We start from the raw sequence: 17,253 nt of genomic DNA on the forward strand, positions 1-17,253 counted from the left end.
CGGCGGATGACGACGCGAAAAACAAATATGCATTTCGGGATAGATCCCCGCACGCGGGAGATCGTGATCGGCTCATTGCGGATGAAACTGCCGGAATCGCGCTGGCTGCGTACCACGATCGGCGTCCTTCTCGTCGTCGGCGGCCTTCTCGGCTTCCTGCCGGTGCTCGGATTCTGGATGGTGCCGCTCGGCCTTCTGGTGCTTTCGCACGATTCCCCCTTCGTCCGCCGCCAGCGACGCCGGCTTGCCGTCTGGTGGGCGACCCGCAAGGCGCGGCGCAGTGCGCGCTGACGGGCTTTGTTGCATCGCCGGGACGGACCTGCTCTAACCGGGCAAGACAAGCTTTGGGCAAGGGGCGCATATGGAACTGCTGTTGAAGGGCGTGGCGATCGGCATCGGCGCCACCGTGCTGATGGACCTGTGGGCGGTTTTCCTCTGGAAGGTCTTCCGCCAGGCGCGGCCGAACTGGGCGCCGGTCGGCCGCTGGTTCTGGCACCTGAAGAACGGCACCCTCTTCCATGACGATATAGGAAAGGCGGAACCCCATACGTCGGAGCTCGCGCTCGGCTGGATCGGCCACTATGCCGTCGGCATTCTCTATGGCGTGATTCTGGCGCTGATCGTCGGGCAGGCCTGGTTCGCCGTCCCGACCTTCCTGCCGGCCTTTGTCCTCGGCATCGTCACGGTCGGCGCCGGCTGGTTCCTGCTCCAGCCCGGCCTGGGCATCGGCGTGGCGGCGTCGAAGCTTCCCAATGCCAATCAGGTGCGGGTGCTCAATCTGGTTTCGCACACGGTTTTTGCCCTGGGGCTCTACGGAACGGCATTGTTGCTGCGGTGAGGGCAGGGCGCCGCATCGAGGTGCACGGCAGCCGTTCCGGCGTCTCAGGGGGCGTATGGGACGGCCAGCGTGGTCTCGTGGCAGCGACGTGACGTCAATCGGTCGCCCGACCCCGATCTAACGTTATCGGCAGTCGCGTCCCGCGCTGCTTCTGACAGGTTGTGGCGACCTCGTCCACCCATCCCGGCGTTTTCGTGCGCCCTGAACCGCTTACCGTCCCAGGCCGAACTCGACGATGTCGATTCTGCGCCGGGAGAGCAGTTCCAGGGAACGATCCGGCGCGATCCGGTAAACCTCCAGATATTCATCGCCGAACTGGTCGCGGAACCGGTGTTCGAAGGTACTGCCGATCGGGGCCTTCGTCAGCTTCGTCCGCGGCTGGCCCTTGTAGATGATACTCCCGGGAATCGGCTCCAGAGCGGAAGCGGCGGTGCAGCCCGTCAGGGCAAAGGCGATGGCGATGGCCGCGACGGTCTTGAGACTGGGCATCGGACTCTCTCCTGTTCATCTCGCTCGACCCGGCCGAATGCGAGCAGCCTGGTTCCGGGCAAAGCGCATGACGATGCGCTCAATACCATACGTGGGATATTGGGCAGTAAAATCAAGCCGGTAGATTATATAAAGGGGAGAGAGTGGAGGCCTCGCCGAGAATCGAACTCGGGTGCAAGGATTTGCAGTCCTCTGCGTAACCACTCCGCCACGAGGCCGTCCGTTTGCTATAAAGCGAGTGGTGCCGGGCGTTTAGAACGAATTGAGAAAGGGCGCAAGGGGCTTATTCCGAACACGCGGTTTTTTTCATCCGTGCGGATGTTCGCGAAGCATTCGTTGCCCTCGCCGGCAATCCGGCATGCGGCACGAGAAGGCCATGGGGCAGGGCGGCGCGCCCGCAGGCGCGCCTCGCCTTCTTATTGCTGCTGCGCCGGGGCGCCGCCTTCGAGGCCGACGAGGGCGATCTTGCCGTATCCGGCCGCACGCAGCAGGTTCATCACATCCATGACATTGCCGTAGTCGACGGCCTTGTCGGCGCGCAGCAGGATGCGGGCCTCCTTGTTGCCTTCCGTCACCGCGTCGAGCTCCGGGCCGAAATTGTCGCGGGCGATCTCGCCATTGCCGATCGAGACCGTCAGGTCCTTCTTCAGCGTCATGAAGACCGGCTTGTCCTCGCGCGGCGTCGGCTGGGCGACGGAGGAGGGCAGGTCGACATTGATGTCGACGGTGGCGAGCGGGGCGGCCACCATGAAGATGATGAGCAGCACCAGCATGACGTCGATGAATGGCGTCACGTTGATCTCGCTGTTCTCCTCCAGGTCGTCGCCGCCGCCTTCCTTGATCTTGCTCGCCATGGCCTCACCCGATCTTCACGACGGAGCCGGCGGCCCGTTCGTTGCGCTGCGTGCCGTGGCGCAGCGAGCGGCGCATGTCGAGGTCGCGGCTGGCCAGCCGCTCGATGGCGGCCGAGGCATCGGCAAGGTTCTGGCGGTAGCCGGTGATGGCGCGGGCGAGGAAATTGTAGATCACGACGGCGGGAATGGCGGCGACGAGGCCGATGGCCGTCGCCAGCAGCGCCTCGGCGATGCCGGGCGCGACGATGGCAAGGTTCGTGGTCTGCGCCTTCGAGATGCCGATGAACGAGTTCATGATGCCCCAGACGGTGCCGAACAGGCCGACGAAGGGGGCCGTGGAGCCGATGGTGGCCAGCAGGCCCGTGCCCTTGGCGATGCGACGGCCGGCATGGACTTCCATGCGGGTGAGGCGCGAGGAGATGCGCTCCTTCACGCCGCCGTCCGAAACGTGGTCGAGCACGGGTTCGGAGGCTTCCATTTCCTCGCGGGCAGCGCGCGTCATGCGCGCGACGGTGCCGCGGTTGCGGCCGAGCGCCTGCTCGCCGTCTTCGAGGCCCCGGGCGACGATGAGCTGCCGAACGGCGCGGCTGGCGGAGCGCTGGGCTGCCGCCAGTTCGACGAGCTTGGCGAGAAGCACGGCCCAGGTGACGACGGAGGCGAAGGCAAGGCCGATCATCACGCCCTTGACGACGATGTCGGCCGCCATGAACATGCCCCAGGGGGAAAGGTCGTGCGGCAGGCCGGCCTGCCGCTCGCCGGCGCCGGCATCATCGACGGCATCGAGCTCGGTCGCGTCCTCGCCGTCGACGTCCTCGTCGGCCGTGGTCGCCGTGTCGCCGGCCACGGGCCGCGATGTCGTGGTCGTCGTCGTGGAGGCGCCGCTGGACTGTCCGGCTTCCGGCTGGCCATCTGTCTGGGCGGAGGTTCCCTGCACCTGGCCCTGGGTTTCCTGGGCCTGGGCCAGGACGGCCGGCGGAGTGGCGAGCGCCATCAGGATGATCGCGAATAGAAGTCGAGACCGTTTCAGCACGGTGTATTCCTCTTGCATGTCTCAATTCAAACGGTGCCCGTTCGAAAAACGGGCATGGTGCGGACGCCAGGCGCCGCGAAAACCTGACTGCTCAATACGACATTATGGCGGGGGCAGGCAATAATATGTTGAGTAATTTATTCATGATAAGCTCCGGAAAGTCCTGCAGCCCGCCGGGGCGAAACCGCGGGGGCGCGGTTTTTGCGCGCAGACGATCGCCGCCTATGGACACCCGGCCCGAAACCGCTCTAAGAGAATTGCGACGCATCCGGCATCGCAACCGGGCCTTCGTGCCGCGGTCTGCCGCTTACTCACAGGGCTAGAGATGATTGACTACAAAGCAGCGCGCACGAAGATGGTGGACAACCAGATCCGTACGACGGACGTCACGGCGCATGAGGTGCTCGACGCCTTCCTGACCGTCGCGCGCGAGGAATTCGTGCCCGCGGCCGTCAAGCCGCTCGCCTATATCGACGACGATATCCAGATTGCCCCCGGCCGCTACCTGATGGAGCCGTCGCCGCTCGCCAAGCTGATCCAGCTCGCCGAGATCGCCGCCACCGATGTCGTGCTGGAGGTCGGCTGCGGCACCGGCTATGCCTCGGCCATCCTCTCGCGCCTCGGCAGCTCCGTCGTGGCGCTGGAGAGCGATGCGGCGCTGGCCGCGAGCGCGACGGAAACGCTCGCCCGCCTCGGTTACGACAATGTCGCCGTCGTCACCGGCGATCTGGAGGCCGGCTATGCGCCGGAAGCGCCCTATGAGGTGATCTTCGTGCATGGCGCGGTGGAGTTCGTTCCGCAGGCGCTCTTCGCCCAGTTGCGCGACGGCGGCCGCCTCGTCGTCGTCGAGGGGTATGGCAACGCCTCGCAGGCGCGGCTCTATATCAAGGAAGGCGGGCGCGTTTCCGAGCGCAACGTCTTCAACACCGCCGTCAAGCCGCTGCCGGGCTTCCGCAAGGCCAGGGAATTCGTGTTCTGAGCCAGTGCCGATGCGCACCCTTCCGGCAGGCCCGTTTGTTGCACTTTCGCAACGGGCCTGCCCTATTGTCGTTACCAAATCCTTCCTGACAGGCCTGACGACTGTTCCTGAATGAGCGAAGAGGCATTATCGCGGGCGGAGCGGACCCGTCCGCGGCCGGCCACCGATGCCGGGTGAGATGTGCCCGGCCTTCGCGCCGGTGAGAAATGTGTGTAGGCAGCTCTCGCGACGGGCTGGCCAGGATCGGAGTTTCGTACTGTGTCCCTTCTTCGTCGAACCGCCCTTGCGCTCGCGCTCGCCACCGCCGTCCACGTCCTGCCGCAGGCGGCGCTTGCCGAAACGCTGGCCGGCGCCATGGCCAAGGCCTACGAGAACAACCCGGACCTCAACGCCGCCCGCGCCGCCCTGCGCGCCATCGACGAGAACGTGACGATCGCCAAGTCCGGCATGCGGCCGCATGTGACGGGCGTGGCGGAGGCGGAAGCCAGCCGGACGAACCTTGATGTGCGGCCTCCTCGCGGAATTTTTGGAGGACAGGCCGGTCGACAGACGGACTATGTCGCCTCCAGTTATGGCATCACGATCAGCCAACAGGTCTTCGATGGCTTCCAGACGCTCAACCGTGTCAGGGCGGCCGAGGCGAATGTTCTGGCGAACCGCGAATCCCTGCGGGCTCAGGAAATCTCCATTCTTCTGGCGGCTGTGGAGGCCTACGCCAATATCGCGCGCGACCAGACGATAGTGTCCATCCGCAAGCAGAACATCGCCTTCCTGCGCGAACAGGTGAACGCCGCCAATGCGCGCCTCAATGTCGGGGAGGGGACGCGGACCGACGTCAGCCTCGCCGAGGCGGAACTGGCCTCCGCAAAGGCGTTGCTGACAGCAGCCGTCTCGTCGCTGAAGCAGAGTGAGGCGGCATATGTGCAGATCGTTGGCGAAATGCCGAAAGGTATCAAGCAGCCGTCGCCTGCCAAGAAGGCCATGCCGGGTTCGCTTGATAACGCCGTGGCGACGGGCATGCGCGAGAATCCGAATATTCTTGCTGCCATGCGCGGTGTTGACGCTGCCGGCTACAATGTGAAGGAGGCTGAAGGCGCCATGCTGCCGGGCGTCTCCCTGCAGGGAAGTGTCTATAAATCGGTCAATTCGGAAGATGGCCCCGCCGACAATCTGCGTGGGGCGGTATCTGCCCGCCTGACCGTTCCGCTCTATCAGGGCGGCGCGGAATACGGTCAGATTCGCCAGGCCAAGGAGCGGCTGGGCGAAAGCCAGTTGCTCGTCGATTCCGCGCGCATGGAAGTCCAGCGCACGATCGCCTCGGCGCATGCGCAATATGAGGCGGCAAATGCTTCGATCGCGGCCATCCGCGCGCAGATCGAGGCCGCCAACCAGGCGTTGAACGGTGTCATCGAGGAGCGAAATGTCGGCCAGCGCACGACGCTGGACGTGCTCAATGCCCAGCAGAACGTGCTCGATGCGCAGGAAGACCTTGCCGCCGTGCAGCGCAATGCGGTCGTGGCGAGCTATTCGCTGCTCGCCGCCACGGGCAGCCTGACGGTGCGCAGCCAGGGGCTGGAGGTCGCGGAATACCGCGCCGAAGTGCACTACGAGGCCGTCAAGGACAAGTGGTTCGGCCTGAGAACCGTCGACGGCAAGTAAGCAGTTTCCCGCAAGGCGAGATGGGGGTTCCTGCGGCATCGCGGGGCGATGGCGATCGCCTTGCCCTTGGCAGGGCAAACAAAACTGTGCATCACTGGGAACACATGATTCGCGGCGATTTAGTTCGTCGTCGAACTCGCCTAGGGTTTTCGTGATGTCCGGCAGGTCCCGTAGAGGCTGGCCAGGGACGCCGCAGAGAACGGGGATAGAAATGGCTCAGCCAAATGTCGCGCGTGAACCGTCCATGGATGAAATCCTGGCGTCCATTCGCAAGATCATCGAGAACAACGAAGCCATGCCGGACCTTGCGGCCGATGCCGAAGACGACGGCGGCTTTGACATCACGACGGAGAGCGAGGGCCGCACCCTGCTCGATCATCCGGGCGTGGTCGAACAGTTCCATGCCGAAGAACACCGCTCTGCCGCTGCCCAGCCGGTCCCGCGTGCCGAACCGGCGCAGGGCGGTCAGCCGGCCCTGTCGCTTGCCGATGTCGCCGCCCGTGTTCGCGCCGCTTCCGAGCGCCATGTCGCCAGCCGCGAGATGCCGGAGCCCGTTTCCGCCGAGCCGGTGCAGGCGCCGGCACGGGAGGAAAATCCGATCGTGACCGCGCGCATGGCAGCCAATGCCGGCCGCGTCGTGCCGGCATTCGAAACCGTCGCGAAGGCCGAGCCTGTCGCCGAAGCGGTGGCGGCGCCGATAGTCGAGCCGATCGCCGAGGAACGCGCCGCCGAGCCGGCTGCCGCCAGCCGGGATGTCGCCGCGATCGTCTCCCCGGATGTCGGCGCGCGCGTGGCCCAGTCCTTCGGCGCGCTGGCGCAGGCGCTCGACGCCGGCCCGCGCCGCTCCTTCGACGAGATCGCCGAGGAGATGCTGCGCCCGATGCTGCAGGAATGGCTGGACGACAACCTGCCGACGCTCGTCGAACGGCTGGTGCGCGAAGAGATCGAACGGGTGGCGCGCGGCCCGCGCCGCTGACCGACGCCGCCAATTCTTCAAAAGATTGGTTTAAGCCGCGCCGGACCCCCCGGGGCGGCTTTTCTTCTGATATTGTTGACTTCGCCCCGGCCATCCGGTTTAGAAAACGCAACCGACAAACAGCAGGCCACGCACGAAAATGCTTGAAAAGAACTATGATTCCGCAGCGGTCGAGCCGCGCATTGCCAAGGCATGGGAAGAGGCGGACGCGTTCCGCGCCGGCGAGGGTGCAAAACCCGGCGCCGAGACCTTCACCATCGTGATCCCGCCGCCGAACGTGACGGGATCGCTGCATATGGGCCACGCGCTCAACAACACGCTGCAGGACATCATGGTCCGCTTCGAGCGCATGCGCGGCAAGGACGTGCTGTGGCAGCCGGGCATGGACCATGCCGGCATCGCGACGCAGATGGTCGTCGAGCGCAAGCTCGCGGCCGAGAAGCTGCCGGGCCGGCGTGAGATGGGCCGCGAGGCCTTCGTCGAGAAGGTCTGGGAGTGGAAGGCGGAATCGGGCGGCCTGATCTTCAACCAGTTGAAGCGCCTCGGCGCCTCCTGCGACTGGTCGCGCGAGCGCTTCACCATGGACGAGGGGCTGTCCGACGCCGTCCTCGAAGTCTTCGTCTCGCTCTACAAGGAAGGCCTGATCTATCGCGGCAAGCGGCTGGTCAACTGGGATCCGAAATTCGAAACGGCGATTTCGGATATGGAAGTCGAAAACAACGAAGTCGACGGCCACATGTGGCATTTCAAGTACCCGCTCGCCGGCGGGGAGACCTACACCTATGTCGAGAAGGATGCCGACGGCAACGTCGTCTTCCAGGAGGAGCGCGACTACATTTCCATCGCGACCACGCGCCCCGAGACGATGCTGGGCGATGGTGCGGTCGCCGTCCATCCCTCGGACGAGCGCTACGCGCCGATCGTCGGAAAGCTCTGCGAGATCCCGGTCGGTCCCAAGGAACACCGCCGCCTCATCCCGATCATCACCGACGAGTATCCGGAACCCGACTTCGGCTCCGGCGCGGTGAAGATCACGGGCGCGCACGATTTCAACGACTACCAGGTCGCCCGCCGCAACAACATCCCGCTCTACCGCCTGATGGACACGCGCGCCGCCATGCGCGCCGACGGCGAGCCCTATGCCTTCTACGCGGCGCAGGCGCTCGACATCGCAAGGACCGGCAACCTGCCGACCGAGGCGGAGGTCGACGACATCAACCTCGTTCCCGACGAATATCGCGGCCTCGATCGCTATGAGGCCCGCAAGCGCATCGTCGAGGCGATCAATGCCGAAGGGCTGGCGGTCACCGTTAAGGACGGCGAAGGCAACGATATCCCCTATGTCGAGAACAAGAAGGTCATGCAGCCTTTCGGCGACCGCTCCGGCGTCGTCATTGAGCCGATGCTGACCGATCAGTGGTTCGTTGACAATAAGGCACTTGCAGGTCCTCCATTGGAGTCCGTTCGCGAAGGTCGCACAAACTTCGTCCCGAAGAACTGGGAAAAGACCTATTTCAATTGGCTTGAAAACATTGAGCCTTGGTGTATCTCCCGCCAACTCTGGTGGGGTCACCAGATTCCGGCTTGGTATGGCCCGGACGGTCAGGTCTTCGTCGAGAAGACTGAGGAGGAGGCACTGCACGCCGCAATTCAGCATTACATCGCTCATGAAGGCCCTTGGAAGGCCTGGGTCGAGGAGAAGCTGGAGAACTTTGCGCCGGGCGAGATCCTGACGCGCGATGAGGATGTACTCGACACATGGTTCTCCTCTGCATTGTGGCCTTTCTCAACGCTCGGCTGGCCGGAAAAGACGCCTGCGCTGGCGCGTTATTATCCGACGAGCGTTTTGGTAACGGGCTTCGATATCATCCCGTTTTGGGTCGTGCGCATGATGCAGATGGGTCTGCATTTCATGAAGGATGAGCTTGGCAACCCGATCGAACCTTTCCATACGATCTATATTCACGCCCTGGTGCGCGACAAGAACGGGCAGAAGATGTCGAAGTCGAAGGGCAACGTCATCGACCCGCTCGAACTGATCGACGAATACGGCGCGGACGCGCTGCGCTTCACGCTGGCCATCATGGCCGCGCAGGGGCGCGACGTGAAGCTCGACCCGGCCCGCATCGCCGGCTATCGCAACTTCGGCACCAAGCTGTGGAACGCCACGCGTTTTGCCGAGATGAACGGCGTTGCGACCGATCCGAAATTCGTGCCGGAAGCGGCCTCGCTGACGATCAACCGCTGGATCCTGACGGAACTCGCCCGCACCGCGCGCGACGTCACCGAGGCGATCGAGACCTACCGCTTCAACGACGCGGCGAGCACGCTCTACCGCTTCGTCTGGAACCAGTTCTGCGACTGGTATCTGGAACTGCTGAAGCCGGTGTTCAGCGGCGAGGATGCCGCGGCGAAGGCGGAATCGCAGGCCTGCGCGGCCTATGTCCTGGAGGAGATCTACAAGCTCCTGCATCCGTTCATGCCCTTCATGACGGAAGAGCTCTGGGCGCACACGGCCGGCGAAGGCAAGACGCGCGAAACCCTGGTCTGCCACGCCGAATGGCCGTCGCCGGCCTATGGTGACGAGGCGGCCGCCGATGAGATCAACTGGCTGATCGACCTTGTCTCTGGCATCCGCTCGGTGCGCGCTGAAATGAACGTGCCGCCGAGCGCGACGGCGCCGCTCGTCATGGTGGGTGCCAATGCGATGACGAGGAAGCGCCTCGAAACGCACGAATCGGCCATCCGCCGCCTTGCCCGCGTCGAGCAGATCCGCCTGGAGGACACGGCGCCCAAGGGCGCGGCGCAGATCGTCGTCGGCGAGGCGACCGCCTGCCTGCCGCTCGGCACGCTGATCGATCTGGCGGCCGAAAAGGCCCGCCTCGAAAAGGCGATCGACAAGGCGAAGGCGGAGGCCGCGCGCATCGAAGGCAAGCTGTCGAACGAGAAGTTCGTCGCCAATGCCAAGCCGGAGGTGGTCGAGGCCGAGCGCGAGCGTTTCGCCGAGCTGGAGCAGCAGCTCGCCAGCCTTGCAGTGGCACTCGCGCGCGTGAGCGAGGCAGGCTGATTCCCGTAAAATTTGTGGGGAAGCTTTGAAAACCGTGCCGGAACCCCCGGCGCGGTTTTTTATTCGCCGGCTTGCGCGCAATACCGCGGCTGTGTCCGGAATGTGACAGGCGGTCGTTGTTATGGAAAAGATAACTCTTAATTAGCACAAAATTCGTAATCCTTGAAAAATCGTTTCTGGTCGTTCAACTGCTGAGGGTCTTCATGAAAATCTTACGTAATTTTTTGAACACCCAATCGGAAATGAGGGACAAGAACTGGGGTTTGCCAATTTCGCGGTCCTCTTCGATAGTCGGGGGGGAGAGGCGCGACGCAGAGGCAGCTATCGTTTGCGCTGGCGTTTTGCAGGGGAGGATTGCATGAAACGGAAGAACATCAGCCTTGGGATGACGGCGATTGCCCTGCTGGCCGCGACATCCGCGCAGGCCGGCGGCCTGGAGCGTGGCGGGTACAATATCGACCTCTTGTTCGATCCCTCGGACTACGTCTTCGAATCGGCGGTGACCTTCGTCAATCCGCAGCGCGACATGAACAATGTCCGCGACAACATTCCCCTCGACGGCGACCTGAACGGCCTGCCCAGCAACGGCATTCGCGATACGGAAAGCTACTGGGTGCCGCGCATCGGCTTCAAGGCGGCGATCACCGATGCGATCGACTGCATGGCCGACTATTCCCAGCCCTGGGGCGCGCACATCAATCCCGGCCGCAACTGGGCGGGCGCCAACGACAATGTCGAGACCAAGATCGAGAGCCATAACTACGCGGCGACCTGCTCCTATTCCTTCGACATGGGGCCGGGCCAGTTCCGCGTGATCGGCGGCGGTTTCTACCAGGAGGTTTCCGGCTTCAAGGACCGCCTCGTCTTCGCCATGCCCGAGGGCTCGCCGCTGAACGGCATGGGCCGCCTGAAGCTGGAAGGCGATGGCTGGGGCTGGCGCGCCGGCATCGCCTACGAGATCGAGGAATATGCGCTGCGCACCAGCCTCGTCTACAACAGCGCGGTGAAGCTCGACGACATCACCGGCACCATGGACCTGCGCCAGGTTCCCGGCGCCGTCCTGCCGGGTTTTGCCGGTGTCAACACGCCGGTCTTCGGCTCTGCCGACATGCCCGATTCGCTGGAGTTCAAGTTCCAGACGGGCATCGCTCCGGACTGGCTGGCCTTCGGCTCGGTCAAGTGGACAGACTGGAGCCAGCTGCAGAGCCTGCCTTTCTGCCCGATCGCCACGCGCGGCATCGACTGCCGCACGAGCGGCCCGACGGAGGTGACCTCGCTCGACCTGCTCTATCGCGACGGCTGGACCGTTTCGGGCGGCATCGGCCACAAGTTCAACGACAAGCTCAGCGGCGCCGTGAGCCTGACCTGGGACCGCGGCACGAGCACCGGCATCGGCACGCATGCCGACACCTGGACCGTCGGCACGGGCCTTTCCTATGCGGCGAACGAGAATGTCGAGTTCCGCCTGAGCGGCGCGCTCGGCATCCTGACGAGCGGCTCGTCCGGCCAGATTGTCAAGGACGGCCGCACCTTTGGCCGCCGTGTCTCCTATGATTTCGACAACGACCTGGTGACGGCGATCTCCACGTCGCTGAAGATCAAGTTCTGATCTTTCCGACCAGCAAACGGACAGAATCGGGCCCGGTGTCATCACCGGGCCCTTTTTCTTGGTTAACACTTCGTTGCTTCACGGCAGGCTTGATGGAAAGAGCACAGCGACGCCTGAAAATATGTGACGGAATCGCAACACTTTTTTTCCCAGAGTTTGCTACACATTCGGGGAAGCGACGAAATGTCCATTTCCCGCCACAAACGGGGCGCAGCGATACGGACATGTAGACGCGTGGAACCGCGCCAAGGAAACGATGAGCCAGCCGATGTCATTGCCGCCGGAACTGCCGGAAATCCGCACGAAGATCGTGCGTTCCCGGTTTGGCGCAAGGACGAAGGTTCGGCGCGGAATAGTAGAAGTGATGCCGAAGTCCGAGTTGATGCCGATGAAAGTAGTGGTATTGGGTCTTTGTCTTTCGCTCTCCTTCGGAGCGGCGTCCCAGGCTCTCGCATTCGATCCCCAGTCCGGCGTCAGCAAGGAAAGCGGGCCCTTCGATCTCTTCAAGTTCGGCTTCTTCTCCTACAAGGAGGGGCGCAAGAGCGATGCCGTCGAGGCCTATCGCTATGCCGCCGAAAAGGGCCATACGGGCTCGCGCTGGGCGCTCGCCAACATGTATGCCGATGGCGACGGCGTGCCGGAGAACGACCTCGAAGCCTTCAAGATGTACAGCGAGATCGCCCGGGCCGGCGTGGAGCCGGGCTCGGAGGATACGGGTTACTTCGCCAATGCGCTGATCGCGCTTGCCAGCTACTATCGCCGCGGCATTCCGGACAGCCCCGTCAAGGTCGACATGACGCAGGCCCGCCAGCTCTATTTCCAGGCTGCCTCCGCCTTCGGCATTCCCGAAGCCCAGTTCCAGCTCGGCCGCATGATGCTCTCGGGCGAGGGCGGCGGCGTCAGCGTGCACCAGGCCAAGAAATGGCTGAACCGTGCGCGCAACAACGGTCATGCCGGCGCCATGGGCCTTTTCGGCAACATCCTCTTCCAGGAAGGCCAGACGGCCCGCGGCCTGGCCTTCATGACCGCCGCGCTCGACCATTGCCCGCCGAAGGACTGCGGCTGGCTGCAGGCCACGCAGGAAGAGGCCTTCTCCGTCGCCAGCGAGGCCGACCGCCGCAAGGGCGTGGCACTCGCCCAGAGCATCCGGTTCAGCCCGGAAGAATAGCGGCAGGATAACAGCCCCTCATCCGGCCTGCCGGCCACCTTCTCCCCGCAGGCGGGGAGAAGGGACTTGTGGCAAGGCCGTGCGCCATCTTCCTTCTCCCCGCCTGCGGGGAGAAGGTCGCGGCAGCGGGATGAGGGGGGCGGCTCTGTCCCTTACGCCGCGTAATCCAGCACCGCCACGACCGGCACATGGTCGGACGGCTTCTCCCAGTTGCGCACATGCTTTTCGACCGCCGTCGAGACGAGGCGGTCCGAGGCTTCGGCCGACAGCATGAGATGGTCGATGCGGATACCGAAATTCTTCGGCCAGCAGCCGCCCTGGTAGTCCCAGAACGTATAATGCGGCACGGCATCGGTGGAGGCGCGCACGGCGTCCGTGAGGCCGAGGTTTTCCAGGCGTCGGAAGGCCTGGCGGGTCGGCGGCAGGTAGAGCGCGTCCCGCTCCCAGACCTTCACGTCCCAGCAGTCGTGCGGCTCGGGAATGACATTGTAATCGCCGGCAAGGATCAGCGGCTCCTCGAGCGCCAGCCGGTCCTCGGCAAAGGCGATCAGCCGGTCCATCCAGGAAAGCTTGTAGGGATACTTGACCGGGTCGTCCGCCGGATTGCCGTTAGGCAGGTAGATGGAGCAGAAGCGGATTGCGCCGCCCTTTACGGAGAACACGCCCTCGATGAAGCGGGACTGCTCGTCGCCGTCGCCGCCGGGCAGGCCCCGGTTCACCTCGTCCGGCCGGATCTTCGAGAGGAGGGCGACGCCGTTGAAGCCCTTCTGGCCGTGCGTCTCGACATGATAGCCGAGCGCCTCGATCTCGCCGCGCGGAAACCCTTCGTCGATCGTCTTGATTTCCTGGAGCCCGACGATGTCGGGATTGGAATCTTTCAGCCAGGCGACGAGATTGTCGATGCGCGCCCGCACGCCGTTGATGTTCCAGGTGGCAATCTTGATCGGCATGCGGGTTCCCGTGATTTTGATTGATTAGATCGAGAAGCTGGTGCCGCAGCCGCAACTGGCGACGGCGTTCGGGTTCTTGATCTGGAAGGACTGGCCGAGCAGGTTGTCGACGAAATCGATCTCGGATCCGTCCATGTAGACGAGGGAGAGCTGGTCGATCAGCACCTTGGCATTGTCCCGTTCGAGCACCAGGTCGTCGTCCTGCTGGTTCTCGACGAGGTCGAATTTGTAGGAAAAACCGGAACAGCCGCCACCCTCGACGGAGACGCGCAGCGCCTGTTTTTCGGGCGAGGCCGTGAGGATCGACGCGATACGCCGGGCGGCGGCGTCGGAAATGGTAACGGACTTGTCGGTCATGTCTGCCTCCTGCCGGGGTCAAGATCCGGAGAGAATCGCTATCCTGCACGAACGGCGACTTTGCCGTCCCCGGCGCGGCCTGCTGCGAACCGTCTCACACAAATCCTTGAAAAGGCTTGTATTTCAAGCTCGGCTTGCAGCCGGACTTGCCGCTGTGCACACTATAGGTATGAAGGCATTGCGGCCGCGTCAATGGGCGGCGTGAATGCAGGTGAAGAATGACGTTCGACAGACATGCGCTGGGTTTCGGCGCGGGGCAACGCGCCATCTATGCCTCCGACCCCTGGGCGACCCGTGGACGGCTCCATCCCGAAGCGGAAAGCCCGACGCGGTCGGATTTCCAGCGCGACCGCGACCGCATCGTGCACACCACGGCCTTCCGCCGCCTCAAGCACAAGACGCAGGTCTTCATCGCCGCCGACGGCGACCATTACCGCACGCGCCTGACCCACACGATCGAGGTGGCGCAGATCGCCCGCGCGCTGGCCCGCGCCCTGAAGCTCGACGAGGACCTCGCCGAGGGCGTGGCGCTGGTGCACGATTTCGGCCACACGCCCTTCGGCCATACCGGCGAGGACGCGCTGCACGAGGTGCTGAAACCCTTCGGCGGCTTCGACCACAACGCCCAGTCGCTGCGCATCGTCACCAAGCTGGAGCGGCGCTATGCCGAGTTCGACGGGCTGAACCTCACCTGGGAAAGCCTCGAAGGCCTCGTCAAGCACAACGGGCCGCTGATCGGCCCGACGGGCGAATGCACCCATGGCGACGAGGTGCCACGGCCGATCCTCGACTATTGCGCCACGCACGACCTCGAACTCGGCAGTTTCGCCAGCATGGAGGCGCAGGTCGCGGCGATCGCCGACGACATCGCCTACAACACCCATGACATCGACGACGGCCTGCGTTCGGGCTATCTCACCTTCGAGATGCTGGAGGAGGTGCCGTTCCTCGCCAGGCTGATGCACGACGTGCGCGCGCGCTACCCAGGCCTCGAAGCCTCGCGCTTCACCCACGAGATCATGCGCCGCCAGATCACCGCCATGGTGGAGGACGTGATCGGCTATGCCCAGCAGGCGATCCGCGAGGAGCGGCCGGAAAGCGCCGAGGACGTGCGCAGGGCACGCCGCTGCCTTGCGACCTTCTCTGCGGAGATGGCGGTCACCGACAAGCAGATCAAGAAGCTGCTGTTCTCGCGCATCTACCGGCATCCGGAGGTGATGCGGGTGCGGGCGAACGCCGCCTCGATCCTCACGGACCTCTACCACGCCTATATGGACGACCCGCAGCTCATGCAGGGACACTACTGGGTGGACCGCATCGCGACCATGCCGGAATCGGCCCGCGCCCGCCATGTCGGCGACTATCTCGCCGGCATGACCGACAATTACGCGGTCAACACGCACCGTCGGCTGTTTGACCATACCCCCGATTTGCGATAGTCAGCCGGCCACCTGAACTTCTTCGCAGGAATGGCCCGGAAGGGCTTGCTGCGCGCGGATGGATGAGATGAACCTTTTTACAGACTTCGACAGCAGAATCAAAAACGTACTCGAAGGACTTGAGATCGTCCGTGAAAAGCGCGCCGACCTCGACTTCGGCCGTATCAGCGTCGAACCGCCGCGCGATGCGAGCCATGGCGATGTCGCGACCAATGCCGCGATGGTGCTGGCAAAGCCGCTCGGCCTCAACCCGCGGGCGCTGGCCGACCTCATCGTCGCCGAGCTGAAGAAGGATCCGGAAGTGGCTGATGTCGGCGTCGCCGGCCCCGGCTTCATCAATGTCCGCCTCTCCGTTCCCTATTGGCAGAAGCTGCTGGCCGCGATCGTCCGGGCCGGCACCGATTACGGCCGGGGTGCGCAGGGTGCCGGCCGCAAGGTCAATGTGGAATATGTCTCGGCCAACCCGACCGGCCCGATGCATGTCGGCCATTGCCGCGGCGCCGTCGTCGGCGATGCGCTGGCTAACCTGCTCGCCTTTGCCGGCTATGCCGTGACCAAGGAATATTACATCAACGATGCGGGCTCGCAGATCGACGTGCTCGCGCGCTCGGCCTTCCTGCGCTACCGCGAGGCGCTCGGCGAGACGATCGGCGACATCCCGTCGGGTCTTTATCCGGGGGACTACCTGGTGCCGGTCGGCGAGGCGCTGGCCGAGGAGTTCGGCACGACGCTGCGCGCCATGCCGGAGCACCAGTGGATGCCGATCGTCAAGGAAAAGACGATCGACGCGATGATGGCGATGATCCGCGAGGACCTGGCCGCCCTCAACGTCACGCACGACGTCTTCTTCTCCGAACGCTCGCTGCATGCCGGCAACGGCGCGCCGATCCGCACCGCGATCAACGACCTCACCTTCAAGGGCCATGTCTACAAGGGCGTGCTGCCGCCGCCGAAGGGCCAGTTGCCGGAAGACTGGGAAGACCGCGAGCAGACGCTCTTCCGCTCGACGGAGGTCGGCGACGACATCGACCGCCCGCTGATCAAGTCGGACGGCTCCTATACCTATTTCGCGGCCGACGTCGCCTACTTCAAGGACAAGTTCGACCGCGGCTTCGACGAGATGATCTATGTGCTCGGCGCCGACCATGGCGGCTACGTCAAGCGCCTGGAGGCCGTCGCGCGCGCCGTCTCCGAAGGGAAGTCGAAGCTGACCGTTCTGCTCTGCCAGTTGGTCAAGCTGTTCCGCAACGGCGAGCCCGTGAAGATGTCGAAGCGCTCCGGCGACTTCGTCACGCTCCGGGACGTGGTCGACGAGGTCGGCCGCGATCCGGTGCGCTTCATGATGCTCTACCGCAAGAACAGCGAGCCGCTCGACTTCGACTTCGCCAAGGTAACGGAGCAGTCCAAGGACAACCCGGTCTTCTATGTGCAATATGCCCATGCGCGCTGCATGTCGGTGTTCCGCCAGGCGGCCGAGGCGTTTGCGGACCTCGATCTCGCCGGGCTCGATCTCGCCGCCGCGATCGAGGGCAATATCGCAGATCCGGCCGAATTGCAGCTTCTTGCGAAGCTCGCAGAATATCCGCGTGTGGTGGAGGGCGCTGCACTGGCGCACGAGCCGCATCGCATCGCTTTTTACCTCTATGATCTTGCCAGTGCATTCCATGCGCACTGGAACAAAGGCAAAGAGCAGCCGGAATTACGGTTTGTTAACGATAAAAATAGAGAATTGAGTATCGCCAGACTTGGGCTGGTGCACGCTGTCGCCTCTGTTCTTAAGTCGGGCCTGTCCATTACAGGCACGGCTGCGCCGAACGAAATGCGGTAACGTCACCATT

At 64.0% G+C, this 17,253-nt stretch carries 15 protein-coding genes and 1 tRNA gene; 10 read left to right on the plus strand and 6 right to left on the minus strand.

The window, feature by feature from the left end; translation table 11 throughout:
• Positions 1-6: 6 nt before the first annotated feature.
• Positions 7-291, plus strand: a complete 285-nt coding sequence (locus EV665_RS19430; protein WP_064329903.1) for a hypothetical protein — start codon at positions 7-9, stop codon at positions 289-291.
• A 70-nt stretch (positions 292-361) separates the two neighbouring features.
• Complete coding sequence (locus tag EV665_RS19435) at positions 362-838, plus strand: DUF2938 domain-containing protein (protein WP_133035356.1); 477 nt, start codon at positions 362-364, stop codon at positions 836-838.
• Between the two features lie 210 nt (positions 839-1,048).
• On the opposite strand, the gene EV665_RS19440 is transcribed toward EV665_RS19435, so the two are convergent.
• The 4 genes from EV665_RS19440 to exbB form a co-directional block, all read right to left on the minus strand.
• On the minus strand, positions 1,049-1,327 hold the full coding sequence (locus EV665_RS19440) for a hypothetical protein (RefSeq protein WP_064329905.1): 279 nt from the start codon (positions 1,325-1,327) through the stop codon (positions 1,049-1,051).
• A 144-nt stretch (positions 1,328-1,471) separates the two neighbouring features.
• A tRNA-Cys gene (locus EV665_RS19445) sits at positions 1,472-1,545 on the minus strand.
• A gap of 198 nt (positions 1,546-1,743) precedes the next feature.
• The gene (exbD, locus tag EV665_RS19450) at positions 1,744-2,181 is read right to left on the minus strand and encodes a TonB system transport protein ExbD (protein WP_133035357.1); all 438 of its coding nucleotides are present in this window, start codon (positions 2,179-2,181) and stop codon (positions 1,744-1,746) included.
• Between the two features lie 4 nt (positions 2,182-2,185).
• On the minus strand, positions 2,186-3,229 hold the full coding sequence (gene exbB / locus EV665_RS19455; protein ID WP_245507771.1) for a tonB-system energizer ExbB: 1,044 nt from the start codon (positions 3,227-3,229) through the stop codon (positions 2,186-2,188).
• Positions 3,230-3,539: 310 nt separating this feature from the next.
• Here exbB and EV665_RS19460 point away from each other — a divergent pair, with 310 nt between their 5' ends.
• From EV665_RS19460 to exoR, 6 genes are all read left to right on the plus strand, one after another.
• Positions 3,540-4,190, plus strand: a complete 651-nt coding sequence (locus tag EV665_RS19460) for a protein-L-isoaspartate O-methyltransferase family protein (protein WP_133035428.1) — start codon at positions 3,540-3,542, stop codon at positions 4,188-4,190.
• 258 nt (positions 4,191-4,448) lie between these two features.
• Positions 4,449-5,849, plus strand: coding sequence for a TolC family outer membrane protein (locus EV665_RS19465; protein ID WP_133035358.1), 1,401 nt, complete (start codon positions 4,449-4,451; stop codon positions 5,847-5,849).
• 211 nt (positions 5,850-6,060) lie between these two features.
• Positions 6,061-6,825: a PopZ family protein gene (locus EV665_RS19470; RefSeq protein ID WP_064329910.1), complete on the plus strand. Its 765-nt coding sequence runs from the start codon at positions 6,061-6,063 to the stop codon at positions 6,823-6,825.
• 139 nt (positions 6,826-6,964) lie between these two features.
• Complete coding sequence (locus tag EV665_RS19475) at positions 6,965-9,892, plus strand: valine--tRNA ligase (protein WP_133035359.1); 2,928 nt, start codon at positions 6,965-6,967, stop codon at positions 9,890-9,892.
• 358 nt (positions 9,893-10,250) lie between these two features.
• The gene (locus tag EV665_RS19480) at positions 10,251-11,501 is read left to right on the plus strand and encodes an OmpP1/FadL family transporter (RefSeq protein ID WP_133035360.1); all 1,251 of its coding nucleotides are present in this window, start codon (positions 10,251-10,253) and stop codon (positions 11,499-11,501) included.
• Between the two features lie 364 nt (positions 11,502-11,865).
• Positions 11,866-12,669: an exopolysaccharide production regulator ExoR gene (exoR, locus tag EV665_RS19485; protein ID WP_064329912.1), complete on the plus strand. Its 804-nt coding sequence runs from the start codon at positions 11,866-11,868 to the stop codon at positions 12,667-12,669.
• Positions 12,670-12,821: 152 nt separating this feature from the next.
• Here the strand turns inward: exoR and xth are convergent, their stop codons facing one another.
• Positions 12,822-13,613 carry an exodeoxyribonuclease III gene (gene xth / locus EV665_RS19490; RefSeq protein WP_133035429.1) on the minus strand — a complete coding sequence of 264 codons (792 nt, stop codon included), beginning with the start codon at positions 13,611-13,613 and terminating at the stop codon, positions 12,822-12,824.
• Between the two features lie 30 nt (positions 13,614-13,643).
• Positions 13,644-13,976, minus strand: a complete 333-nt coding sequence (erpA, locus tag EV665_RS19495) for an iron-sulfur cluster insertion protein ErpA (RefSeq protein ID WP_133035361.1) — start codon at positions 13,974-13,976, stop codon at positions 13,644-13,646.
• 218 nt (positions 13,977-14,194) lie between these two features.
• Here erpA and EV665_RS19500 point away from each other — a divergent pair, with 218 nt between their 5' ends.
• Complete coding sequence (locus tag EV665_RS19500) at positions 14,195-15,415, plus strand: deoxyguanosinetriphosphate triphosphohydrolase (RefSeq protein WP_133035362.1); 1,221 nt, start codon at positions 14,195-14,197, stop codon at positions 15,413-15,415.
• A gap of 67 nt (positions 15,416-15,482) precedes the next feature.
• A complete protein-coding gene (gene argS / locus EV665_RS19505; protein ID WP_064332486.1) occupies positions 15,483-17,243 on the plus strand; it encodes an arginine--tRNA ligase in 1,761 nt (586 codons plus the stop codon).
• Positions 17,244-17,253 lie beyond the last annotated feature (10 nt).

Source organism: Shinella granuli (genome assembly GCF_004341885.1).
GTDB classification, from domain to species: Bacteria; Pseudomonadota; Alphaproteobacteria; order Rhizobiales; family Rhizobiaceae; genus Shinella; species Shinella granuli.